General features: G+C 33.7%; 25 protein-coding genes and 1 pseudogene. 18 read left to right on the plus strand and 8 right to left on the minus strand.

Annotated features, from left to right (window positions below):
• From BN3326_RS18000 to BN3326_RS18025, 6 genes and pseudogenes are all read right to left on the minus strand, one after another.
• A pseudogene (locus BN3326_RS18000) lies at positions 1-220 on the minus strand (transketolase); the annotation flags it as partial.
• 52 nt (positions 221-272) lie between these two features.
• A complete protein-coding gene (fsa, locus tag BN3326_RS18005; RefSeq protein WP_070000645.1) occupies positions 273-929 on the minus strand; it encodes a fructose-6-phosphate aldolase in 657 nt (218 codons plus the stop codon).
• Positions 930-1,064: 135 nt separating this feature from the next.
• The gene (locus BN3326_RS18010) at positions 1,065-1,802 is read right to left on the minus strand and encodes a GntR family transcriptional regulator (protein WP_070000646.1); all 738 of its coding nucleotides are present in this window, start codon (positions 1,800-1,802) and stop codon (positions 1,065-1,067) included.
• Positions 1,803-1,866: 64 nt separating this feature from the next.
• Positions 1,867-2,406 carry a hypothetical protein gene (locus tag BN3326_RS18015; protein WP_070000647.1) on the minus strand — a complete coding sequence of 180 codons (540 nt, stop codon included), beginning with the start codon at positions 2,404-2,406 and terminating at the stop codon, positions 1,867-1,869.
• A 24-nt stretch (positions 2,407-2,430) separates the two neighbouring features.
• The gene (locus BN3326_RS18020; RefSeq protein ID WP_070000648.1) at positions 2,431-3,318 is read right to left on the minus strand and encodes a DUF5685 family protein; all 888 of its coding nucleotides are present in this window, start codon (positions 3,316-3,318) and stop codon (positions 2,431-2,433) included.
• 29 nt (positions 3,319-3,347) lie between these two features.
• Entirely contained in the window at positions 3,348-3,770 is a 423-nt protein-coding gene (locus tag BN3326_RS18025) for a molecular chaperone DnaJ (protein WP_070000649.1), read from the minus strand.
• Positions 3,771-4,104: 334 nt separating this feature from the next.
• Between BN3326_RS18025 and BN3326_RS18030 the strand changes: the two genes are divergently transcribed.
• Positions 4,105-4,689, plus strand: coding sequence for a hypothetical protein (locus BN3326_RS18030; RefSeq protein ID WP_070000650.1), 585 nt, complete (start codon positions 4,105-4,107; stop codon positions 4,687-4,689).
• A 74-nt stretch (positions 4,690-4,763) separates the two neighbouring features.
• Here BN3326_RS18030 and BN3326_RS18035 read toward each other — a convergent pair whose 3' ends face one another.
• On the minus strand, positions 4,764-5,969 hold the full coding sequence (locus tag BN3326_RS18035) for an alanyl-tRNA editing protein (RefSeq protein ID WP_070000651.1): 1,206 nt from the start codon (positions 5,967-5,969) through the stop codon (positions 4,764-4,766).
• Positions 5,970-6,188: 219 nt separating this feature from the next.
• Here BN3326_RS18035 and BN3326_RS18040 point away from each other — a divergent pair, with 219 nt between their 5' ends.
• From BN3326_RS18040 to BN3326_RS18095, 13 genes are all read left to right on the plus strand, one after another.
• The gene (locus tag BN3326_RS18040) at positions 6,189-6,785 is read left to right on the plus strand and encodes a cytidylate kinase-like family protein (protein WP_070000652.1); all 597 of its coding nucleotides are present in this window, start codon (positions 6,189-6,191) and stop codon (positions 6,783-6,785) included.
• A 16-nt stretch (positions 6,786-6,801) separates the two neighbouring features.
• Positions 6,802-7,257, plus strand: a complete 456-nt coding sequence (locus BN3326_RS18045) for a hypothetical protein (RefSeq protein ID WP_070000653.1) — start codon at positions 6,802-6,804, stop codon at positions 7,255-7,257.
• Complete coding sequence (locus tag BN3326_RS18050; protein WP_070000654.1) at positions 7,257-7,907, plus strand: hypothetical protein; 651 nt, start codon at positions 7,257-7,259, stop codon at positions 7,905-7,907. The genes BN3326_RS18045 and BN3326_RS18050 overlap by 1 nt, the downstream gene beginning before the upstream one ends.
• 143 nt (positions 7,908-8,050) lie before the next feature.
• The gene (locus tag BN3326_RS18055; RefSeq protein WP_070000655.1) at positions 8,051-9,595 is read left to right on the plus strand and encodes a glycosyl hydrolase family 18 protein; all 1,545 of its coding nucleotides are present in this window, start codon (positions 8,051-8,053) and stop codon (positions 9,593-9,595) included.
• 120 nt (positions 9,596-9,715) lie between these two features.
• Positions 9,716-12,490 carry a DUF6240 domain-containing protein gene (locus BN3326_RS18060; RefSeq protein WP_070000656.1) on the plus strand — a complete coding sequence of 925 codons (2,775 nt, stop codon included), beginning with the start codon at positions 9,716-9,718 and terminating at the stop codon, positions 12,488-12,490.
• Between the two features lie 12 nt (positions 12,491-12,502).
• On the plus strand, positions 12,503-12,640 hold the full coding sequence (locus BN3326_RS22085) for a hypothetical protein (RefSeq protein WP_171903861.1): 138 nt from the start codon (positions 12,503-12,505) through the stop codon (positions 12,638-12,640).
• A complete protein-coding gene (locus BN3326_RS18065) occupies positions 12,615-13,058 on the plus strand; it encodes a flagellar protein FliS (RefSeq protein WP_070000657.1) in 444 nt (147 codons plus the stop codon). The genes BN3326_RS22085 and BN3326_RS18065 overlap by 26 nt, the downstream gene beginning before the upstream one ends.
• A gap of 27 nt (positions 13,059-13,085) precedes the next feature.
• Positions 13,086-14,234 (plus strand): flagellin N-terminal helical domain-containing protein, encoded by a 1,149-nt coding sequence (locus BN3326_RS22595; RefSeq protein ID WP_070000658.1) that lies wholly within the window; start codon positions 13,086-13,088, stop codon positions 14,232-14,234.
• Between the two features lie 124 nt (positions 14,235-14,358).
• A complete protein-coding gene (locus BN3326_RS18075) occupies positions 14,359-14,580 on the plus strand; it encodes a DUF2508 family protein (RefSeq protein ID WP_070000659.1) in 222 nt (73 codons plus the stop codon).
• A gap of 96 nt (positions 14,581-14,676) precedes the next feature.
• Positions 14,677-14,925, plus strand: a complete 249-nt coding sequence (locus tag BN3326_RS18080) for a pro-sigmaK processing inhibitor BofA family protein (RefSeq protein ID WP_070000660.1) — start codon at positions 14,677-14,679, stop codon at positions 14,923-14,925.
• 390 nt (positions 14,926-15,315) lie between these two features.
• A complete protein-coding gene (locus tag BN3326_RS18085; RefSeq protein WP_070000661.1) occupies positions 15,316-16,023 on the plus strand; it encodes a hypothetical protein in 708 nt (235 codons plus the stop codon).
• A 220-nt stretch (positions 16,024-16,243) separates the two neighbouring features.
• Positions 16,244-17,410, plus strand: coding sequence for an SCP2 sterol-binding domain-containing protein (locus tag BN3326_RS18090; protein ID WP_070000662.1), 1,167 nt, complete (start codon positions 16,244-16,246; stop codon positions 17,408-17,410).
• A gap of 13 nt (positions 17,411-17,423) precedes the next feature.
• Positions 17,424-17,846, plus strand: coding sequence for an HIT family protein (locus BN3326_RS18095; protein WP_070000663.1), 423 nt, complete (start codon positions 17,424-17,426; stop codon positions 17,844-17,846).
• 90 nt (positions 17,847-17,936) lie between these two features.
• On the opposite strand, the gene asnB is transcribed toward BN3326_RS18095, so the two are convergent.
• The gene (asnB, locus tag BN3326_RS18100) at positions 17,937-19,769 is read right to left on the minus strand and encodes an asparagine synthase (glutamine-hydrolyzing) (protein WP_070000664.1); all 1,833 of its coding nucleotides are present in this window, start codon (positions 19,767-19,769) and stop codon (positions 17,937-17,939) included.
• A gap of 328 nt (positions 19,770-20,097) precedes the next feature.
• Here asnB and BN3326_RS18105 point away from each other — a divergent pair, with 328 nt between their 5' ends.
• The 4 genes from BN3326_RS18105 to mglB all read left to right on the plus strand — a co-directional run bounded on the left by BN3326_RS18105 (position 20,098) and on the right by mglB (position 25,784).
• Positions 20,098-21,720, plus strand: coding sequence for a response regulator (locus BN3326_RS18105; RefSeq protein WP_083258920.1), 1,623 nt, complete (start codon positions 20,098-20,100; stop codon positions 21,718-21,720).
• Complete coding sequence (locus BN3326_RS18110; protein ID WP_070000665.1) at positions 21,707-23,440, plus strand: cache domain-containing sensor histidine kinase; 1,734 nt, start codon at positions 21,707-21,709, stop codon at positions 23,438-23,440. The genes BN3326_RS18105 and BN3326_RS18110 overlap by 14 nt, the downstream gene beginning before the upstream one ends.
• A 47-nt stretch (positions 23,441-23,487) precedes the next feature.
• Positions 23,488-24,543, plus strand: a complete 1,056-nt coding sequence (locus BN3326_RS18115; RefSeq protein ID WP_070000666.1) for a galactose ABC transporter substrate-binding protein — start codon at positions 23,488-23,490, stop codon at positions 24,541-24,543.
• Between the two features lie 191 nt (positions 24,544-24,734).
• Positions 24,735-25,784, plus strand: coding sequence for a galactose/glucose ABC transporter substrate-binding protein MglB (gene mglB, locus BN3326_RS18120; RefSeq protein WP_070000667.1), 1,050 nt, complete (start codon positions 24,735-24,737; stop codon positions 25,782-25,784).

The raw sequence follows: 25,784 nt of genomic DNA on the forward strand, positions 1-25,784 counted from the left end.
GGGAATAAATAAGTGCAGAACCGTGACCTGCTGAAAGAACAAAACGGTCTCTGTTTTGCCATGTTGGGTTTTTAGGGTTGTGCTTCATATGGTCTGCCCATAATGTATAGGCCATAGGTGCAGAACCTAGTGGTAGACCTGGATGACCTGAATTGGCTTTTTGTACTGCTTCTGCTGCCAGTACACGAATCGTGTTAATTGTTTTTTGCTTAATACTCATGACAGATTTCCTTTCTACTTTTAAATTTTTTAGATGTATTTTATTTCTAAAATTATTTACTTAATTTTTGTTCGAATCCTGCCCAGTCTTGCAAGAATCTCTCGATACCAGCATCTGTAAGCGGATGTTTAGTCATTTGTATAATAACACCATAAGGAACTGTAGCGATATGTGCGCCTGCTTTAGCTGCATCTATAACATGAAGTGGATTGCGTACGCTTGCTGCAATGATTTCAGTATTAATGCCATGGAGTTCAAATATTTGAGCAATATCACTTACAAGATCCATACCCGTTCCGCCGATATCATCTACACGTCCGAGGAACGGACTTACATAAGTTGCACCCGCACGAGCGGCAAGTAACGCTTGACCTGCTGAAAAGATTAAGGTGACATTGGTTTTAATACCTTTAGCAGTTAAAATTTTAGTAGCTTTTAGTCCTTCTGGAGTCATAGGAAGTTTAATAACAATATTTTTATGAATTTTTACAAGTTCCAGTGCTTCTTCTACCATTTTGGGAGCTTCAAGGGAGATAACCTCTGCACTGATAGGTCCATCTACAATGTCAGTAATTTCTTTAATAACTTCTTCAAATACAAGACCTTCTCTTGCAATGAGTGAAGGATTTGTTGTTACACCGCAAATAACACCAAGATCATTTGCTTTTTTAATTTCTTCAGTATTAGCAGTATCAATAAATAATTTCATATTTAAAACCTCACTTTTTAGAATAGAATTAAGACAACGTGTTGTTGTGTCGTCGTGTTGTACCTACAAGTTAAATATAATGCATTTTACATCATTTTTCAATCCTTATTATACGAAAATAAATAAAAATTGTTTTTATCTGTGTTGCTCGATATAAAATTGAAATTGATCAGAGCGATAAATTGCTTCAAAATATTCTATAACAACTTCATTAGAATCTGGGAGCATACCAAATACTTGTCCTTTAAAAAGCATAACAGGAGCGCCTTCATCAACTTGTAACTGAAGGGCAACTTCTTCATTTGCTAGAATGGCTTCCACTGTACGTATAGCTTTATTAATAGTAATACGATAGTCTTTTTCAAGTACTTTATAAAGGGATTCTTGATTGAAATCTATCGCTTCTATACCTGGAACAAGGTGATAAGGAATATAGCTTTTATTTTTATTAATAGGAATCTCGTCGCCATATACAACGCGTTCCATATAAAATGTTTTTTCATCTTCAGTTATATCCAGCATCTTACAAACCCGTTTAGAAGGTTGTCTGATACCTGCGTCTAGTACATGCGGTTTTGGGGTTAAGCCATATCTTTTGATATCCTCACTGCAGCCAGAGAGTCGGATAAGCCCTTGTTCAAAGCCACGGCCTTTTACAAAAGTTCCTTTACCTTGTCTTTTATATAAATAACCTTCATTGACTAGTTCATCTATAGCCTTGCGAACAGTTGTGCGGCTTAAATGATAAGTCTGCATCAGTTTAGGTTCCGAAGGAATAGCAACGTCAGCCTTGATGGCTTCATTTTCTATCATATCTATAATAATTTTTTTGAGTTGATAATACATAGGGATAAAACTATTTTCTCTGTCCATCTTTGCACCACCTGTGTGTTTTCATCTATTATAAACTATTTCATGTAAAAAAAATACTTTAAGCTTAAAGTCTGCGCGCATACTTATAATAATAATCAATAAGTAAGGTTAATGCATAGTCAAAAACAAGAAAACCTAATTGTCCTAAAATCCATAGAACTATGTAACTTACAACAGAGGCATTTAAAACAAAATAGTTAGTTATAAAAGTTTGAATGTTACTAAAAAGCTTATAGCCTAATACATTTTGCATAAGTAATAGCAAAAAGATAGAGATACTATTGAAAAAGATAAGCTTCAATACTATTTCGAGAGGAAGAGATCTTTTTCTTTCAATAAGGTATTTAACAATGCCATAGATACCAAAAAAAAGACTGTATAGAAGTGCAATGTTTAATGGCACTATGATGAAGGAAAGACAAGAAGAACTGATATAGATGAGACAAGCTGTTTTAAGGCTTCCCCTTATAAGACCAATAGGAACCATAAAGGAAGCAAGTGTTAATAGTGTTAAAGTATTAGTTGTTAAAATAGATGTTAAATATAAACAAATAATACTTAATGCGCTTAAGATACCACCTAAAGTCAAGTGGGCAGTTTTCAAGGTTTAATTCACTCCCTTATAATCCTATTTTTCTTTGCAATTACAGGCATGTATAACTTTTGTATATTGATCCATCATGCCTAGGGTAATAATATTTTCAAGAAGTTCTTTGTTTTTATTAACCGGAAGAAGATCTAGATAATATTTGCAGTTATAGCCACAATTAAGAATGGTAAAAGATACAGTATCTTTAATTTGTGGGAGAAGTTCTAAATAAGTCAAATGCGCCTTATTATAGAGAAAGTCAAGCGGATTAAATTTTCCATGTGCTATATCTTTTTGTAAATCGTCTAAAGCATCGATCATATAAATCCATTTACCGAGCGCATAACCAAACTTAAATAAATTCTCCCTCGTCTCATTACTATCTTCTGAAACTGTACAAGGATACATCTTAAAAATATGTGCCACGATTAAGCTAAATGGATCACAAATTTCATCTATAGAAGAGAAGTTTTTCTCTTTTTCCAGCTTGTAAAGATGATTTAAGTTCTCTTCTATAATAAGATTAATTTCACAAACAGAGGGAGAAAATTTCTTTTTATAAGGAGCAAGTGCAAGTGCTAATGTTTTACTCTTTAGACTTTTATCATCTAGAACATCATCTAATAATTTGTAGTACACTAGACTAATATTTATATTGGCAGCATAGGAAAGGGCTTTATTTTCTAGAACAACTGGCTTTTTTTTAAATGGACTTGTCAGGCACTTTTTAGTGAGGGTATTTACAGCAGTTGGATTTAAGCTGTCTAAGAGTATAGCCAAAAAAGTCATGTCATAATTAAGAACCATCCGAGGGAGGTTGCCAAACTCCTTTTTAAGATGAAAACAAAGACCGCAATAATAGCTTTTAAAGGTTGTATATTCGTGCATTTTAAGCTCGTCTTTAAGCGGGGTTATATATCCAAACAATTAAAACACTCCTTTTTGAAGAGACTTTTTTAAATACATTCAATTAAATCTCCCCCCATACACTCACAGCAACTATCTAAGCAAATGAGATCACAACAACTAAAATGACAGCAGCAATCGTCGCAACAACAGCAGCAGCAGCCTCTTCGACGATGAGAATAAGGACTTCTATAGTAATCGTTACTGTAAGGGTGATAGCGTCCCATAAGCTGAGTGAGAGCCTCTTGATAAACAGCATTATCAGGCGCCATAGATAATGCGATTTGGAGATGGTCTCTTGCTGAGTCAAACCATGTTTTATGAATAAGTAGTAAGCTGTATAAATAATGCCACTGGTCCGTTTTAGTGGTGAGCGTATTAAGCTTAGCTTCTGCAAAAGTAAGCTTACCTTTTTTAATGAGAAGGCGTATTTCTTCATAAAAGCTTACAGGTATTGTTTCATTTAAAATCATATTTTAATCACTCCCTTTATAGTCTATTATACTCAAAATAGCAATTAAGTATATACATTAATGTATGAGAAATAGAACAAAAAATAGTATAGAGAAACAACATATAAACTTGAGTTATTCATCACTATAATGTTGTTTCACAGAATGATTTCACATCACATATTATTGTGAATAACTAAAATTTAAAGATGTGAAATCTATATTAAAGCAAAAATTTAACACTAGGAGAAAAAAGAGATAATTCGACAAAATTTAGTAACAGCTTAGCTATTTTTGAATATATTATAACAGGACATCGCGTTCTAATATATTTCAAGAGAGAGGGATGTATATAATGCCAAGAAATGAATATGAGCAGAATGAATTTGTAATGAATCAAAACACACAAAAGCTTATAAAAGAGGCACAGGTAGCCTTTGATGTTTTAAAAAATATTGCTGCACAGATTCCGATGGTTTCAAACGTAACTCAGTTTGCAGAGAGTGATGAAGATGGGGACTTTATTGATGAAATTCTCACTTTAGAAACTGAAGATGATGAATCTGATTTTGATGCGTTTGATGATGAGGACGATGCAGATGCTGTCTATTATGGAAGAGGAATGAATACTGACCAGTTTGGTTATGGCCGTGGCTACAAACCACCGTATGTACCTTATCCACAATCTTATCCATGTGTATGCAGAAAATGTGATTTATTAAAAGCAAAGGCATTTACAAACTTGTTACTAGGTTTAAATGATCTAAAAGATGCTTTTGATCTTTTGCCAATAGTAAAAAATAAGTTTGAAGAAGCTGTTGATTCATTGCAAGATGCTCAAAAACTCTTTAAGAAGGCAAGATTCTGCTCAAATAGATTTGGCTGTAGATGTTTTTGCAAAAGCCGTCCTAAACGCCGCTGTAAATGTCCTAGAAAATAATACACTATATTAGTACACCATTTGAAAGTCTAAAGCAAAAGGGTAAAAGTCCATATCTAAGGACCTTTACCCTTTTACTTACTTAAGGATTGTTTAATTTTCATTAAAGCATAATCAATAGCAGAAGATAAGTTGGCAGTGTCTTTGCCGCCGCCTTGGGCAGAAAAGTAGCTTCCGCCGCCCTTCCCATCAATTAACGTCATAGTGTCTTTTAAAAGATTGCCCATATGCATTTTTTTAAGGTCTTTTGAACACATAAAGATGAGATTAGCTATATCCCCGCTGTTTATGCCAAAGAGAACAATAACATCTTTTGAATCAGTAAGTTTAGAGGCAAGAAGTGTTATATATTTAGGATCCACATGATCATAGAGTGCTTTAACGATCTGAACATGTTGGATCTTCTCACTGTTAAGGAGTAGATTTTGAACCTCATAATCAGCTACTTCAGACTTGAGTTTTCTATTTTCTGAGGAAAGTTTATCAAAATCCTGTGTTAATTTTTCTATTTTTATAAGTGCATCTTTTTCACTGCATTTTAAGGAGCTGCTTAAGGATAAAACAAAGCTACTTTTTGCAAAATAGTCGTTAATAGCTCTTTTGCCGCACAGAAAGTATACTCTCATACCCCCTTTATACTTTTCCCATTTGTTAATTTTAAGGGCTTGTACTTCAAGGGTAGAACGAGGATGCGTACCACAACAAGGGTTTAAGTCTAAATCACCGATTTTAACAAGTCTTAAAGGGGAACGCGTTTGTGGAAGTGGTTTTTTTAGAGGCAGTTTTTTGAGTTCAGATTTAGACGGATACAGTGTTTCAACCGGGATATTATCAAAGATAATATCGTTTGCAAATATTTCAGCTTTTTGAATCATAGAAGCACCTAAGACAGAGTCTATATCAATTGTTATAGACTCTTCGCCTAAATGAAAGCCGACTGTATGCGCGTTAAAAAGTTCAAGAAAGCAAGCCGAAAGTATATGTTGTCCTAAATGCTGCTGCATATAATCAAATCTTCTTTCCCAGTTTAGCGTGCATTTAGTTTTATGAATTTTTATGGGTTTTTTATCAGTAACATGATAAATATGGCCATCACTTTCATAAACAAAAGAAATAGGGGAATCTTCTATAAAGCCTGTATCACTTGGCTGTCCACCGCCCTCAGGATAAAAATAAGTTTGATCTAGTTCGATGTGAAACGTATTTTCTTTTTCTATAACAGCAGTGATCTCGGCGGTAAAAAACTTTTTATAAGCATCTTCGTAATAAAGTTTTTGCATATTTTGAGCTCCTTTTTAATTTCTGGGGTATTCCTTTAAAGGGATTATAATACAAAATACCAAAAGATAATAGTAGATGATGTAAAAATAGGAGCAGCAAGTACATACCATAAATTAAAATAATAAAGAGAATTATAGTGATAAAAGCTTGAAAACATAGTAAAATAAAAATATACAAGGTTATTTAAATAGCCAGAATATGCATTAGGGGGTGTTGTAATGAGAGAAAATCAAACTTATGTCATTACCATAAGCAGACAGTTGGGCAGTGGTGGATCTTACCTTGGTCAAAAGATAGCAGAACTATTGGATATTAAATATGTAGATAGGGAAATATTACTGCAAGGTGCAGAAAAGATGGCAAATCAAGAATCTTTTTGGATGAGCTTTGTTGCTAATTGTTCATATAGCTGGCCCTATGTACCGCCTAGTTATACGATGATAGCAGAAGACAGACTGCATGATAAGTTTGGAACAATGATGCAAAGAGTAGCAAAGGAACATAACTGTGTGATTGTAGGCAGATGTGCGGGATTTATTTTAAGTAAACATCAAAAAACAATCAATCTTTTCTTATATGCAGATAAAGAATGGCGTATTAAACGGGTACAAGAACTTCATGGACTTACAGAAAAAGAAGCAAGAAAAGCAGTGGGTAAAAATGATTCAGAAAGAGCAAATTATCATTATTTACACACAGGTGAAAAGTGGAGAGATGCAACCCAATATGATCTTTGCATTGAAACAAGTAAAGTCGGCCTAGACAAGGCAGAACAAATAGTTATAAACTATATTAAGTCACGCCTTGAAGAATAATACGTGGAGGAAAGCAATGAATATAGAATGTACAAAGGAAGAATTTAAAATTCTTTTAGACTTAGTTTATGCAGGAAATGTGCTTATCAATGGGATGAGGGCTCAAGAAGAAAGAATACAGGCTTATTCGATCATGGAACAGCAGATATTTGCAAAGGCAAAAGAATTTGAACTTGAAGATCTCATAACGTATGATGAAGAGTTTAGAGAATATATGCCTACAGCTGCCTATGAAGAAAATGGTGTTGATGAATATATAGATGCTTATGATACGCAGGTGTTTTGGGAAGAGCTTGTTATGAGGCTTGCCAGAAGAGACGCTCTTAATTATGTGGGAGATGTAGATCAAAATATGACCAAGTCAAAGCTCAAGGAGATGCAAATGAACCTAGAAGAAAAATACGAAGAAGAATTTGAAGAAAGTGGTTTAATGCATCTTAAAATTGTTAAACAGACTGAAGAGAATCTATGATGAATAAAGTACAAGCAGAAATCAAAAATGAGATAAAACAAGATTTTGAGGGTATGGCGGCTAAAGAGATTTGGGAAAAGTCTTATAACCAAATGTTAGACAGCAAAAAACATATCTTAGAATATATTGACTGTATTAAATTATTAAGTAAAGAAAAAATAAACAATGAGCAAACGCAAGCTGTATATATTTTTATAGAAGAACATATAGATGCGATGAAAGCGAGCATTAAGCCAAATACTATTTTGCAGCTTAAAAAGGAATTAAATGCTAAATTAGGGCAATTTGCTCCTAAAAGGAACAAGCAGCCAGATAATCACTTTTTAAAATTTTTTATAGAGGCATACCCTAAGAATAAAAGATACAAAGAATATACATGGGTACTTATGGATCTAAGTCGCATAAATGATGATCAGATACTGCATACACTTAAGTATATTAATGCTTGGTGTTTAAAAAATAAGCTAAATAGTGCAGAGAAAAAAGATATCATAGTGCTTGTAAGAAAATTAATTAGTAAAGGGAATTTAAAGTACATCAATCAAGTCAAAAGCTTAGAAGGACTTACTAAGGGACTTAAGATTAAAATTATTGATGTAAATGGTAAATTTGAAGTAACAGTTTATAACAAATCAATGAGAGCAAAATAAAAAGCAGAGCTTAGCTCTGTTTTTTATTTTGCTTTGTATTTAAGGATAGTTTCATTGACAAAAAAATGTTTAAGGCTATACTAGGGGTAGGGGATAATAAATTAGAAAATTTAAAATAGATAGATATTGGGGAGAGTGAAAAGATGCGTGTAAAAAAAATAATAATGTTTATGAGCTGTTTAGCAATGGGGATTCAGCTGCAAGCGACAGCTGTAAATAGCAATAGACTTAATGAATGGAATATCTCTAAGAACATGGAGCAGCCTGTAACAAGGCAGACATGCAGAGTGCTTTTAGAAGAGACATTTAATACGACAATACATAAGCCTGAGTTTAGCACAAGACCAAATGAATATATTACAAGAGAAGAAATGGCACTTATGATTGTCAATATATTGGGATATGAAGACATTGCAGCCAGACTAAAGACGGCTTCAAGCACTTTTAAAGATGTCAAAGAAAACGTCGGAGCCATCCATATTATGAAAGATCTAAAACTTATAAATGGTGACAATGACAGCCATTTTAATCCCAATAAAAAACTTACTGGTCATGAAATAGCAACAATTATAAAACGCCTGAGCGATAGATTGAATATGAATGTTAAAGAAGTACATAGCACTTATGCCATTAAGTCAAGTGATCAGATAGCACTTATTAAAAATATAGATACTCTTAGCTTTGGGTGGGGTCAGGTTGAATATGATCAAATACATAAAAAGATAAGTATTAATACAACATCTGGGAATAAAAATGATTTTAGTGTACCGCTAGGTTTTGAATTACCCTTAGGGATTGCGAAGCAGGAAGCAGTCGAAACTTACTTCATGGTATATTTTAATGATAGACCGATTGATTTAGTAAATGAAGGAAAGCCTATGACACTAGCGGCTTATATTTTTAATAATCCAACAGAAAGAACAAGTCTTATTAGAGAAATCTTAAATGCATCTTATGAAATAGCACAAAAGGGTGGCGTAACTAACTTCGATGGTATAACAATAGATTTTGAGGATTTTTATGATGCATCGCTTCAAACAGGGTTTAATACTTTTTTGAAAGAACTTAAAAGAGAACTGGATAAAGATAACAAGAAGCTCAATGTAGCTGTGCAGCCGAGGGCGTACTATAAGGGCTATGATTATAAAACAATAGGACAAATAGCAGACAGAGTTATTTTAATGGCTCATGATTATGCAGCTAAAACTTTAAGTGATGCAGAAATGCAATCAGGATTTACAGTAACACCTATTACACCCATTTATGCTATTTATAATGCATTAAAGGAGATTACAGATAACGTATCAGGAATAGATCCCAGCAAGGTCATGCTTCAGATCTCATTTGCAAGTACGCAGTGGCAAGTTAAGGATAATAAGATTATCAATAGAAAACCTTATACACCTTCCTATGATAAGTTATTTGCAAGACTTCAAAACCCGGCTACAGAAATAATTTACTCAGATAGTTATCAAAATCCTTATGCTATTTATTATGACAATAATATTAAGAATGTTATATGGTATGAAAATAAACAAAGTGTAGAGGCCAAAATAGATCTTGCAAAAATGTTTGGAATTAATAAGATCTCCTTCTGGAGGCTCGGAACAATACCGAACTACATAGATATTTCTGGTAAAAATACGCAATTGGATATTGCTGCATGGTTAGCGCAGAAAGATAAATAAGAGTATAGCCAAAAATAAAAAAAGCTTTATGTCTGATTTGAGGGCATAAAGCTTTTTTAGGATAAAGATTTATTAGAAGGGTGCCGATAAATAAAGTAAGAGAGTTGATGGGGTGATAAAATGATAGAAAGTATATATGGCGTAAATTATGAACCTTATACGGCTGTAAGTAACAGCAGTAATACTGCTAAATATAAAAATGAAGCGATTCCAGAAGTGTTTGATCTGCAGGAAATATTAAAGAGCCTTGAGGAATATACGTATTCACAAGAGGATGTAGAATACATAGATGAAAACACTATAAATGATTTCAAAAAGAAATTTAATATAGAAGAAAATGATATCTATAAACTGAAGAAGTATGGTTATGATTTAGAACGCTTATATACAGCTGATATGAGTTATTATACAAGTTTGTATAATACAGAGGGCACTCATGGTATACCAGCTGACGTCAATAATAGCTCTAAAGTTAATCAGCTAGGAGAAAAAATAGATATTATAAAAAAACAAAATGATAATATGTATCTTTATTCACTATATGCCAAGGATCCTATTACTATTAACAGCTTATATCAAAGCAACTATAAAGGAAACTTTCAAAAAAGCAAGACTTCTTATAGTGAACAAGATATAACAAAAATACTTGAAATGAATGGATTAACAAGTACTAAGGGCAATATGTGGGCAGCCGGTAAGCTTGCTGAATATGGCATGGCTATCAATAAAAATGATGTGGTTAAATTGCAAAATATGAAGTCTGCTGTAGAGTGTCTGGATAAACAAGAGGAGTTTGATAAGGCACAAGAAGATATAGCCTGTGGCAAAGAGCCCGGAGAAAGACCACTTATTAAAGATGGTCAGGTCATATATGATCCAGAAGAGATCAAAGCGATTAAAGAAGAATTAGGGCAAGTGAAAGACGCTGATATCGAAGAACTTATTATAAATGATGAAGAAATTACAATCAACAACCTAAGAATCACACTATTTAAAAATACAGATTTAGCCTTAAAACGTAACAGCGCTTTGAGTTTTACGGAAGGACAAAGAAAAACTGCTAATGACATCAAAGAACAAATCCATCATATTAGAACACATCTTACAGCCCAAGCAGCTCAAAAAATAAGTGAAAAAATGCCACTTGAAAGTTCTCAGCTCAGCGATATTGTACAAGAACTAAAAAAGGTGGAAAGTGAAACAATTACTCAAGCAGTAAAAGAAGCTGATATCCCTTTAAGTGAAGAAAATATAACAATTATCCAAAATGTTATGCATGTAAGACAGGAAATCATTGAAAATAGAGCAGAAGCCTTAGAACTTGAAATAGTGTCTAATGAGCAAATTAAGCTTAATGAAATACATGAAGCACTTACCAAGTATGCGCAAAATGAAACACCGGTTGAAAGCAGATTTGGAGAAAGCATTCGAACGGTTGAAAATCAAATAGAGCAGTTACTGCAAACTCAAAATATAATACCAACAGAAGAAACGGTACAAGCTGCTAAAGCTTTGGTTATGAATCATATGGAAGTCAACCCGGAAAATATTAAGCAAGCACTTGATATCATGGTCAAAGTCAATACGTTTATTGAAGAAATGACACCAACCAGGGCGGCAACACTTATCAAAGAAGGGCTAAATCCTTATCAAGCTTCTATAGATACACTGCTAAGCTGGATTTCAAAGGAGACCGTTGAGCAGTTAAAAAGCAGTATTGCAGAGACGATAGTAGCACTGCAAGAAAAAGGGATAATAAGCAGTGAGCAAAAAGATGCGTTAATTGGCTTTTATCGTATTATGCAGGCTGTTAATAATAATAGAGAAGAGGTAGTGGGCTATTTATTTAAAAATAACTTGCCACTTACTGTAGAGAAGTTACAAGAAGCAGCTAAATACATCGGAGAAGACGGTATTATTGAAGCAGCCATTGACGATGGTTTTGGAGAAATTAAAGAACTTAAAGTAATGTCACAAACAGCAAAAATGATTTTAGAGGAAAGTAAAGAGCAGATCCATAAAGGTATTGATATTGTTCAAATGTTAGAACAGATGGAACTTCCTATTACTGATAAAAACATTGAAAAGCTTAAAAAAATAAATGCGCTACTTTATCCACTTATCAAAGAAACGTTTAAAAAAGAGCTTGGTAAATTTGAAGGGATGGAGACTTTGCCAAAAAGTTTTTTAGAAAAGCTGGAGGTTATTAAAAAAGTGGATCCTCAAGTAGTAAGCTATATGCTTAGACTAGGGATATCGCCAACTGTTTCCAATATTTACTGGGCTGACAGACTATTTAAAAGTCCAGATACTTATAAGGAACTTCTTAAAGAAGGGGAGCTTATCCAGGAAAACCTGCCAAAGTCTCTTGAAGCTTTTGAAGAGGAACTAGAGCATCAGGAAGAACAAGCCACAAAAAGCAAAGAAGCTGCATTAGAAAAAGGAAATATCCTGGCGTATAGAACCTATAAACAAATTGAAGAAGTCATACATCTTCAAAAAGAACTCTCGCAAAAAGATGGCGTTTATCAAATGCCTTTTATGATTCAAGGTGAAGAAAAAATGGTGCATTTATATTTTAATAAAAAGCCCAATAAACAGTTAGGCACAGATGCATCTACTACAGCTGTTATGACTTATGATACAAAAAACCTAGGAACAATAACAGCTTATATTAACTTCAAGGAAGAGGACATAAGCTATAAAGTTCAAGGCGAAACAGAAGAAATTACTAAAAAGCTACAAGCAAACAATTCATTCCTAGATCAATTATTAGGACAGATCGGTTATTTGGTGAAGTATAGTGAATACGCATCTTATACAAATGATGAGCAAGTAAATAATAAGCCTTCTCTCATAAAAAGAGGCAGCAGTGACTTTGAAGAAATAGTATAAGGGGGATAAGGTATGGCAAAGGATGATCAAAAGAATTCTAATGAAAAAACAAAACAAGACGATATATTAAGTATAGTCGAGCAGTTTGTTTGTTATTTTGAAAAAATAGATAGGGGTGAAAAAATTGACGACAGTATCCGCAATAGCTAATGCCTCTAAGGGAGAATTGCTGTGTATCACCTATGAAATATTTTTGTACAATATCAAAGAAGCGCTTAATGAAACAGAGGATAAAAGAGCAGAGTATGTCAATAAGGCAATTGATGTTATAAAAACATTAGCAGAAGATTTAGATTTTGAGATACCTATAACCCAAGAACTATTTAGACTCTATGTTTATGTTCAAGGGGTTTTAGTACAGCATAAAGTAACAGATGAAAACCTAGAACATGTTTATGAAATAATAGATAAGCTCTATCAAGGGTTTTTAGAAATAGCGCATAGTGGCACAGAACAAGCGGCACCTAGTATGAAAAATACAGAAGCTATTTATGCAGGGCTTACTTATGGAAAAAGTGACTTGAATGAACTTGTAATCGGTGATAAAAATAGAGGCTTTAAAGCCTAAATAAAAAGTATAGGAGAGGGCTGTTAAATGAAAATTAACCATAATATACCAGCACTTAGAACGCTCAATCAACTTAATAAAGTGAATGATAAAGGCAGTAAAACAATGTTAAGGCTATCATCAGGACTTCGAATTAACTCGGCAGCGGATGATGCAGCGGGCCTTGCTATCAGCCAGAAGATGGATACACAAATAAGAGGGCTGAAACAAGCTAATCGAAATGCGATGGATGGTATTTCGATGATCCAAACAGCAGAAGGCGCGTACAATGAAATCCACGCTATGCTTCAAAGAATGAGAGAAATAACGGTTCAAGGCGCAAATGGCACTTACGATGATCGTGATAAACAAACGATTCAAGATGAAATGATGCAGCTTCAAGAAGAGATCATTGCCATACAGCAACGTACAGAATTTAATAAGAAGAAACTTTTAGATGGCTCTCATGATAAGTTTATGCTTCAGGTAGGTGCCAATGAAAATCAATCCATGAAAATCACTGGTGCAGATATGAACTTAGATGATGTGTTAACAAGTATATATGGGATTAGTACAGAGAATGGGGCTATAACACTAGGAGATTTACCAGATGGAACGACTATTGATGTAAATGGGGAAGTATTTGTTATTGGAACTACAGCACCAGCAGTAACAACTGTTCCAGCATCAGCAGATAGCTTAGTTGTGATAAAACTCCCAGCAACACCACCAGGAACTACAGTAAATGGATTCCCAGTTGCAGCGGGGGAGAAAGTAGTATTTAAGACCGGAACAGCTAATGTTACGTTTAATCAAGTAGCAACACCACCATTGGCACTTAATTCAGGGGCATCTGTTATCTTACCTATACCTAATACAAATAATAACACCTTTCTAGATATCAGTGATAACGAAGCTGCAGGTAAGTCATTAGTTAAGATTGATAAGGCTATTGAAACAGCTTCTAAAATAAGGGCTAAGCTTGGGGCTTATCAAAACAGGCTAGAACATACTGTAAGTAATCTTGGGGTGAGTGAAGAAAACCTCACAGCCTCCTTATCACGTATACAGGATGCGGATATGGCCCTTGAGATGTCAACCTATACGCAGCAAAATATTTTATCACAAGCTGCAACGGCTATGCTGGCTCAAGCGAATCAAAGACCACAGCAAATTTTACAGCTTTTACAAAGATAATCAAAAAGAAGTATTTCATAGCCTAACCTATGGAATACTTCTTTTTTAGTCTAATAAAATCTTAAACAAAGGTGTATAAAAGGCTGGAAGTTTAGGCTATACTCCTACAAAAGGAGGGGTATAGATGAAAAAGAAAAAAGAGAATGAAATGCTGGAGAGGGAGAAGAAGCTACTTGCAAGAGAAGTATATAAAGTACAGGAGGAAATGGCAGCGGCCTTAAGCTGTTTTTCTGATGTAATAGAACCTGAACTTGTAGATTATTATACCTACTGCTATAAGGCAAATGAAATCAAGCACAGTTACTTACTTAAAAAATTAAAACGTATTTATTATAATAGGAATTAATAAAAGAGTTATTTATAGAGAGGTATCTGCATATCCATATAATAGTACAGGCTATCTGGAAAGATAGCTAAAGTAATGGGTATGGGGGGGATTATTATGTTTGGAATACATCCGGCAATTTTAATATCTATTGGCATTTGTATTGTCATTCTGTTATGGGTACTGCTTAAAGAAAAATTTATACAAGCAGTTGTTAGGATGATCGTAGGAGGGATTCTTATCTATTTCCTAAATGGACTATTGCCACAATATGCTATAGGCATTAATGCAATAAGTCTAACCTGTTCGGGGATATTAGGCATTCCAGGAGTTGCAATGCTTTATATAGTCGGAGCTGTTGTATAATTTAATGTATAAATAGCAAGCAGAAAGATCTGGGGATAAGTGCTGTTGATAATAAAATTAGCAGCTTGTGGATTTGTGGATAACATTTTCTTTTAATCCATAAAAGCATTACAAAAACAATATTTTTTAGCTTGACGGTTATTAACAATTGTGGTATTATAAATGTGGATATAGGTGTGGATAATATTTGGTTTTACACACTGTATCCACGTTGATGTTAACAAATACAACAACATATCAATCCCTTAATGCTCTATATATATAGGGCCTTTTTTTTGTAAAAAAATAGATATTCAAGATTTCATGGATTACCATATATAGGTATAAATTATTAGGGTTTTGTATAGAATATAAATACCGATGATAACTATCATATATATGGAGGTCTATATGGATCTATTAGAGAGTATTAATGACTATATTAAACATGTAAAAAATAATCCTTATGTGTACAGTATACAAAAGTCAGGTATAGAGGTATTTGTAAATTATATAAAAAGTAATCATTCAACAGAAGGTTTATTAGATATTCAAGATATTAAAGTTGATAAGCTTTTACTTTATTGGATTCCTAAAAATAAAAAATACCTTAGTGAAGTACAGGCCTATCAAATTGTCTACACGGTGCATGATATTTACCAATATTTGATAAAGCGCAGTGATAAAGATAAGGATAATGATAAAGATATAAGTACCCCTACAATATTAGATTTATATGGGGAGGAATATATGAGGGTGTATAGAGTGAGAAATATGCTGCAAAGAGTCACGAAGGATCCTATTTTGGCTACCGATCCTCTTGTAGTAGATCTCAATTACTATAAAAACAAGAAAAAGAAGAATGACTCTGTAGAAATGGTCACAACCTATGAACAAGCTGTTTTTAAAGTACAGGAATGTAAAGAGGGCGGACAGGTTATTCTTACAAAACTTTGTCAAGAAAAGATTTATAAGCTACTTCTAGAATATCCCACTTATAAGTACTTTAAAAAAGGCGATCTAATTCATGCCATTATAAAAAGAAAACTATTTTATGTTTATTGGGAAATAGAGGAAATCAAATCATATTATCTGCCAGAAGCAGAAGTTTACTTATAAATAGAAGCTTTTCTTTAATAGCAAACTTAGGTATAATGATTATATAATATTCTGTAAAATATAATTAACCTAAGCTTGTTATGGTGGATTAATATATGGGTAGCTACATAATCAAAAAACAGTCACCAACATTCATTGTAGATTATAATGATAGAGTGCATAAAGAGCTATAATAGTATTAAAATGAATATGGCGCTTAATATAGGAGGGAATAACTATAATGAAGGTTACACTTATACTTGCTCAATGTACAACACAATACTTAAAAGACAGTATAGCTATTATTACAAGGGTCTTAAAAGAATTAGATGTAGAAGTCACTCAGATACAACTTGATAAACTGCCTTATTTTAATGGCAAAAAGACTAAAGAAATGGATCAGGTCGTTCAAAGTATTTATTCGAGTAAAGGTGTTATTGCGATAACACATGTGCCTATGTTATCAATGCATGGGGCTATGCAGACATTTTTTGACTCGGCAACGATGTATAGTTCAGAAGAATTTGATAAGCCTATTTTAGCGATTACATATAGCGAATGGTTAGGAGAGGTAGAGGCCTCAGAAAAAATTCTTAAAAACTGGAGTATAATAGGGGGAGCAGAAGGTTATAAAATAGGTCTTAACAAAAACATGGCATTTAGTGATATTTCTCAAAGACTTGAAAGATTAACAGAGGATTTCTATAGACTTATGAAACAAGACAGACAGAATATAGCATCAACAGAAAGATGGCTATACAATTATCTGAGGTCAGGACAATCTCTAGAAAGACTAGGTAGTCCTATTGAAGAAACGAGTATAATACCACAAGAAGAGCAACCTTCTTATATAGCAGAGCCACAAATAAAAAGTTTTGTAGACCTTTTAAAGCAAGAAAATAAGATTCAAAGTTCAAAGGTGTTAGCTGAAGAGACACCTGCTAATTTATCCACAAAAGAAAAGACGATTAAAGATATAGCACATCTCTTAAAGAAACAAGTAAGTGAAGAGCCAGAAGAAGATAATGCTCAGACATTTACTGCTATGAGTGCTGGTATATATAAAAAACCCAGTTTAACAAACATGTCACAAGCAAGTGTTAAAAGATTGCATCAAATTCCACATTATTTTATAGCTAAACACGATAAGAGTCTAGAAATGGTACTTAAATATACACTTACTAGTTCTAATGAAGAAGGCTTTATTATTATTAATAATGGAGACTGTGAGTATGTAGAAAATACGACAAGTGCGCCTGTTGTTGAATTTATGCTATCAGAAGAGGTGCTCGCAGAAATTTTAGCAAAAAAGATTACGTATCAAAAGGCATTTATGTTAGGCAGGCTTAAAGTAAAAGGAAATTTTGCTATTTTACCCAAACTAGATCAGATTTTTACATCAATATAAAAGGAGATAAGAAATGAAAGAAGAGTGTATTTTTTGCAAAATTATTAGTGGAGATATTCCCTCATTTACAATTTATGAGGATGAGAGGTATAAAGTGATATTAGATAGGTTTCCAACATCTCCAGGACATGCGCTTATTTTGCCTAAAAGTCATCATGTAGATATATTTGACATGCCGGATGAAACGGCATATGGTATGTATCCATTAGCTAAGAAGATAGCGGTGCTTCTTAGTAAGGCGATGCAAGCAGATGGCATCAATATAGTTCAGAATAATGGAGAAGCTGCTGGACAAGCAGTGTTTCACTTTCACCTGCATCTCATTCCAAGAAAATATGGAGATGGGGTAAGACTTAATCAAACATCTGGTCAGGATACTACTATCGAGGAATTGGCTGAGGTATTTGAAAAAATTAAAAGTTGTGGATCAATATAGATTTCACATTTTAAAATATAACTTTGTTTTATAAAATACCAAAAGCTCCCTTTTGCAAACAAAAGGGAGCTTTTGGTATTTTATCATGTTTTAAATAGATTCACCAAAGTACTCTTTATACCATATCAGGAACATAAAGACAGTCCAGATTTTACGGCTGTTATCTGCTTTACCTTTGCGGTGATTATCGAGTAAACTAATAAGTGCCTTAGTATCGAAATACTTATCTGCTACGCCGCTTGTAAAAGTATCTTTGACAATATTGTAGTAGGTATCTTCTTTAAGCCATACTCTTATAGGAACAGGAAAACCTAATTTTTTCTTATTAGCTACTGCTTGTGGCAGATTGCGTTTGGCAGCCAGCCTCATAGCATATTTAGTGTTTTCTTTATTAACTTTATACTTGACCGGAATTTTCGAGGCTATTTCAAACACCTTTTTATCTAAGAAAGGTACACGAAGCTCGAGTGAATGCGCCATACTCATCTTATCTGCTTTAAGGAGAATATCCCCAGCAAGCCACATATGCATATCCAGATACTGCATTTTAGTCACATCTTCTTTTGTTTTAACCTTATCATAAATAGGTTTTACAAACTCAAAAGGGTCTTTAGCAGAGGTTGTTACTTTAAGGAGTGCTTTACGTTCTTTCACAGAGAACATGTAGGCATTACCTACAAAACGCTCTTCAATATCTTTGCTTGCGCGAATTAAGAAGTTTTTACCTTTAAAACTAAAGGGGACAAGCTGAACTGCGGTAGCTAAAAATTTACGAAAAGCTTTAGGAAGACTTCGATATTTTGCAGTATCTATAGGTTCTTTATAGATATTGTATCCTCCAAAGAGCTCGTCCGCACCTTCACCGGATAAAACCCCTTTAACATGCTTGCTTGCAAGTTCACTTACAAAATACAAAGCAACTGCAGAAGGATCCGCTAAGGGTTCATCCATATGGTACTGTACTTTAGGAAGTACTTGCCAATATTCTTCCGGAGAGATTACTTTGTGTTTATTAGGAATGTTAATTTCTTTAGAGAGTTCTTTGGCATAACTTATTTCGTTATAATTTTCGTTATCAAAGCCTACAGTAAAAGTATTATCACCATTAAAGCAGCTTGCCACATAGCTTGAATCAACACCGCTGGATAAGAAACAACCTACTTCTACATCGCTGATTTTATGAGCTTCTATAGACTCTTTCATCCCTGCATCTATAGTGTCTACAAAGTCTTCAAGGGTACCATCTGTTTCATTAAAAACAGGCTCCCAATAACGGTTTATAGTCATTTTGCCTTCTTTAAGCACAAAGAAGTGAGCGGGAGGAAGTTTGAAAATATCTTTAAAAAACGTTTCAGGAAGTGCAGAATACTGAAACGTAAGATAAGTTTCAAGAGCTTCTTCGTTAAGTTCTTTTTTGACCCCGGGGTGATCAAGTATAGATTTGATCTCAGAAGCATATACAAAACTATTGTTAAAAAGCGTGTAGTAAAAAGGTTTTATACCAAAAAAATCTCTTGCGCCAAATAAGGTCTGTTCTTCTTTGTCCCAAATGACAAAAGCAAACATACCTCTTAAATGGGATAAAAGATCTGTGCCGTATTCTTCATAGCCATGTATAAGGACTTCGGAGTCGCTATGGGTTTTAAAGACATGACCAGCTGCGATAAGTTTTTCTCTAATCGCTTGAAAGTTATAGATTTCTCCATTAAAGGTAAGTACAAAACGACCATCTTCGTTATAAATGGGCTGTGCACCAGCGGCAAGATCTAGGAAACTAAGGCGTCGAAATCCCATTCCAATATAATCATCTATATATTTACCAGAACTATCTGGTCCACGATGCGCTATTTTATCCATCATATTTGTTAAGACTAAATCTTTATCATCTAAATTTGTATCTATAAAGCCACAAAAGCCACACATATGTAAGGGCTCCTTTCTTAAGATATACACAATGACTTTAACATATATCTCGTCTAAAATCAATCTGATGATTAACATACTGTTAGAGTATTACCGGCAAATCATATAATAAACATGTTTAGAAAAATATATTAAAAATTTATTAGGACAATCCCTATAAAATAAAATTCTAAAATATAAAGCTTGTGGAAAGTTATAAAAATAGTTAAGATATACTTAAACCCTTTGGTAATATATGATATAATTATATTGTTTGGACATGGCAGTTTATAATGTTCTTTAAATAGAGGGACAAGTGGCTTACTGGGTGCAGCATAGGAGGAAAGAAATGAGTCTGTATAAAATACTTTTAGTAGATGATGAAGAAGAGATCCGAAAAGGGATAATTAAAAAGATAAAATGGGAAGAGTTAGGCTTTTGTGTTATTGGAGAAGCTGAAAATGGTGTAGAAGCTCTTGATATTATCGATAAAACGGTTCCGGATATTGTTTTTACAGATATTAGAATGCCTTTTATGGATGGTATTAAACTTGCTGAAAATATTAAATATCGTTTTCCTACTACAAAAGTAATTATACTATCAGGTTTTGATGATTTCGAATATGCACAAATAGCTATTAAGCTTGGGGTTATGCGCTATATTTTAAAGCCTATTAATTCTATCGAGATGAATGAGATTCTAAGAGAACTTAAAGGCATATTAGATGAAGAGATATTAGCCATAAATAACATAGAAAATCTTAAAATAAACTATCAAAAAAGCTTGCCGCTTTTAAGGGAACGCTTCTTAAATCATTGGATTACAGAGTATGTAACAGAGGAAGTTATTGCTGAGAATATAAGTAATTTTGAACTAAGCTTAGCAGCAGACAGATTTATTGCAGCGGTGATTAGGCCAGATGATTTTAATAAGGAAACAGCAGACTCTAATTTAGCCAAAAATAAAAGTTTATTAAAAATAGCTATTTTTAATATTTGTGAAGAGATTGTTAATCTTAAAGATTTAGGTATCGCCTTTATGAAGATGAACGAAATCGTACTTATTATCCCTCTCCTAGAAGGGGATGATTTAAAAACAAATGAAATGATATTTTTAGGATTAGATCAAATTAGAGCCACAGTGCAGAAGTATTTAAATACAACGATTACAATAGGTGTAGGAACAGTATGTACGAATAAACCTATGCTTTATAAATCCTATGAAGAGGCTGTGGCGGCGCTTGATTATACAGTCATTGTGGGAAGTAATAGAATTATTTATATAGAAGATATAGAGCCTGCGCACTCTTTTGAAGTAGTTTTTAATGAAAAGGATGAAAGAGAACTTTTAGCAGCTATTAGAATAGGGAATGCCAATCAGATTGAAGAAGTTATTAGTATGTTGGTTGGCAGAATAGAAGGGGTCACGCTGGCACTTAAAGACTATCAGCTTTATATACTGGACATTATATCCAGTATTCTTAAATTAAAAAGAACGATGGAACTTGGTTTATCCAGCTTGTTTAATAAAGAAGATAATTTTTTAACTATTATTAATAACTTTAAAACCAAAGAAGAAATAAAGGAATGGCTTTGTAATATTTGTATTATACTATCAAAAGAAATTTCTCTTAAAAGAAATACGAATAAAAATGAACTCATAGAACGCGCTAAGGAATATATTAAACAAAACTATTCTGATGAAGAATTAAGTGCGGAGAAGCTATGCAACTACCTGCATATCTCCACGAACTATTTTTCTGCTCTTTTTAAGAAAGAAACCAAACTTACATTTACAAATTATTTAACACTCATTAGAATTGATAAGGCAAAAGAGCTCTTAAGAACCACTGAACTTAAGGCTTTTGATATAGGCAACAAGGTAGGCTATTCAGAAGGACATTACTTTAGTTATGTATTCAAGAAAGCTACTGGTATATCACCAACGGAGTATAGAAATGGCAAAGTCTAACAGACAAGATAAAATCTCAAAGTTAAAAAGTATTAAGTCACTGATGATTATTTACTTTACAACCATTATTGTCATTGGCATGCTTTTTACAGGCGTTTCACTTTATGAAAAATTTAGTTCTACCTCAGAAGCCTATGCAAGTAAAGCCGTGGATCAGCTGCTTACTCAGGTTAAATATAGTTTAGATACGTATACGCGTAACATGATGAATGTCTCAAATACGCTCTATTATAAAATTATTAAAAAGCAAAATATAGCAAGTAATAATTTTGCAAGTGAAATGAATGTTATTCAAACAACTAATAATGATATTGCAAGCCTTGTACTCTTTAAGAGTAATGGTGAACTGATAGCAAACAGTCAGTATGCTAAACTGAAAGAAGGAATAGATGTAACCCAGCAAAAATGGTTTCAAAATTCGCTCAATAGACCAGAAAATATTCATTTTTCAAGCCCTCATAAACAAGATTTATTTGAAGGTCATGATCAGTGGGTGATATCATTAAGTAGAGCTGTATCACTTAATGAAAATGGCAGAATTATACAAGGCGTTTTGCTTGTAGATATGAACATGAAAGGGATTGAAAATATATGTGGTGCTATTTCAGAAGATGATGTAGGCAGTATCTCGATATTATCTTCAAGCGGCAGCATGATTTATGGTGATGAGAACCAAATAGGTCTTTATGATGAACAACTTGCTTATTGGGAAGATGGCAACTACACACGTAGAATAGATGGTAAAAGACTACTTGTTACTGTTAAAACAGCTGGCTATACAGGATGGAAGATTGTAGCTACATGGAGGCTGGATAAAATTTTATTTACCTACACGGAATTAAACCGTTTTCTAATTATTGTTTTAATGATAGGCATTGTGATGTGTGTAATAGGGACCCTTTTTATCTCGTCACGACTATCTTCCCCGCTTTATAAATTGCAAAAGTCTATGAACCTTGTAGAAGAAGGCAGATTTGATATACAAATAGATGAGAGTGGTGAGTATATTGTTTCACATCTAGCAAAGAGCTTTAATGCGATGGTAAGCAGGATAAAAGAGCTCATGCATGAGATTGTTATAGAGCAAGATGATAAGCGTAAGAAAGAGTTAGAAGCTCTTCAATCTCAAATCAATCCTCATTTTCTTTATAATACGCTTGACTCTATTATATGGCTTGCAGAAAGTGATAAAATAGAAGAAGCGATTATGATGATTACAGCCCTATCAAGATTTTTCAGAATAGGTATAAGTTCTGGAAGAAATATCATTACAGTAAGAGAAGAACTTGAACATGCTAGAAACTATTTAGCTATCCAAAAGATAAGATATAAAAACAAGTTTGAATTTAATATTAAAACAGATGAAGAGGCGCTTAATGCCAAAACATTAAAGCTTATTTTACAGCCCCTTATTGAAAATGCATTATATCATGGTATTGAATATATACTTGAAAAAGGAGAGATAAACATCTCTGTGAAAGTTGATGCGGATAAGCTTATTTATGAAATAAGTGATAATGGCATAGGTATGTCAGAAGAAACACGGCTGAAGCTTTTTGATAAAGAACAAGAGATAAAAACAAAGGGATCAGGCGTAGGTGTTAAAAATGTTAATGAGAGAATAAAATTATATTATGGACAAGATTATGGCATGCAAGTAGAAAGTAAGCTTGAAGAAGGAACAACCATATACATCAAAATACCTTTAACTTATACTTGATTTTAGAATCTTTAGAGAATAGGGGCTAAATATAAGGAGGGATTAGAATGAGGGGAAGTTTTAAAAAGATAAAGTCTCTAATACTAGTAAGTATTACGGGGCTGTTAAGTTTAGGGGGATGCATGCCTTTATCTATTACAGATACTTCTTTAGCGTCTGCAAAAAATCAGATGAGAGTGGGGGTAGTACTTTATAATGCTGCGGATCCTTTTGTTATGAATATAGCTGATAGTATTACGAGGTACGCAGAAGAAGAACAAGAACTTTCGCAAGGCAAGATTATAATTGATGTGCTGGATAGTAAAAATGATCAGCAGCTTCAAAATACACAAATAGATGAACTTATTAAACAAAAATATGATGCTATAGCTATTAATATAGTTGATCGTGCAGAGTCAGCTAATGTTATTGATAAAGTAAAAGAGGCTAAAATCCCTGTCGTTTTTTTTAATAGAGAACCTGTACCACAAGATATGAATAAGTGGGATCAGGTTTATTACATAGGCGCGCATGCTGCAGAGGCGGGAGAGATGCAAGGTCAGATACTTCTTGATGCGATTACTGGTGGTATGAAAATTGACAGAAATGGCGATGGCATCATTCAGTATGTCATGCTAGAAGGAGAGCCTGGTCATCAAGACAGCATTTTAAGATCTTATCATAGTATTAAGGTTTTAGAGGATGCGGCAATTAAAACAGAAAACCTGGCTATGGATACGGCTATGTGGCAGCGAGGGGAAGCGAAAGATAAAATATTAGAATGGATCGAGCAGTTTGAAAATCATATAGAAGTTATTTTATCTAATAATGATGAAATGGCGCTGGGAGCAATAGAGGCTTTGGAAGCAAGAGGCTATTTTAAAGATAATAAAAGTATTCCAGTAATAGGAGTTGACGGATTAACCCAAGCACTGCAAGCTATAAAAGATGATAAGATGCTGGGGACGGTTTTAAATAATGCGGATGCGCAAGGAAAAGCTATTTTTGGCAAGTTGTATAATTTGTCTACAGGCGCGCAGTCTCAAATTGTATTAGATTATGAGAATGACGGGAAGTATCTATGGATACCTCATAAAATAATTACTAAAGAGGCCATAAACTAAGTAAAAAATTATAACAAAGTGGATAAAAAATAATACCTGGAGTATGAAAGTATACTTTGGGTATTCTTTTTTTAGGTAAAAATAACACATAACATCATAAGAAAACTTATTCAAGTTAGAAGTATTTATGAGTACAATGAGTACAGATACACAAACAAGTATCCAAAACATAATACTCAAGGGGGAAAAAAATGAGAAAAATATTTAGTTTTTTACTTATCGCAACAATGGCTATGGGAATAACAGCTTGCTCACCAAGTAAACCAGCAGCAGACACTAGTGCACCAGCAGAAAGTGCAAAAACTGAGGCTGCAGCACCAGCGTCAGAGGAGTTGCCACTTATCGGAGTAACTATTTATAAATATGATGATAACTTTATGTCTTTTGTAAGACAAAACATTGAAAAAGCAGCAGATGGTAAAGCACAGCTTATCATGAATGATTCACAAAATGACCAAGCAAAACAAAATGATCAAGTAGATGCAATGATTGCAAAAGGCGTTAAAGCACTTGCTATTAACTTAGTTGACCCAGGTGCAGCACCAGCAATAGCAGAAAAAGCAAAAGCAGCAGGTATCCCTGTAATCTTCTTTAATAAAGAATATCCAGATGGTACTGATAAAGTTGGGTATGATAATGCTTGGTATGTTGGAACAACATCAGCTGAATCAGGTGTAATCCAAGGTGAACTTATCGTAGATGCATGGAAAGCTAATGCAAACTGGGATAAAAATGGTGATGGCAAAATGCAATATGTAATGCTTATGGGTGAACCAGGACATCCAGATGCTGAAGCAAGAACAAAATATTCAGTAGATACAGTTGTAGCAGCTGGTATTGAAGTACAAGAACTTGCTAAGCAAACAGGTATGTGGGATGCAGCGAAAGGTAAAGAGCTTATGGAAACATGGCTTGCAGCTCATGGTGATAATATTGAAATGATTATCTGTAACAATGATGGTATGGCTTTAGGCGCTGTAGAAGCTTTAAAAGCTGCTGGATACTTTGAAGGCGATAAATTTATGCCGGTTGTTGGTGTAGATGCTATCCCAGAAGCACTTGACCTTGTTGAAAAAGGACAAATGGCTGGTACAGTACTTAATGATGCTGACAATCAAGGTAAAGCAACTTTAGAGTTAGCGGTTAATGCAGCCCTTGGCAAAGATGTTGTTGAAGGAACAAACTGGGTATTAGATGCAACTAGAGCTGTTCGTGTACCTTATGTAGCTGTAACAAAATAA

Origin of the sequence: Cellulosilyticum sp. I15G10I2 (assembly GCF_900095725.1) — a bacterium.
In the GTDB taxonomy this organism is placed as follows: Bacteria; Bacillota; Clostridia; order Lachnospirales; family Cellulosilyticaceae; genus FMMP01.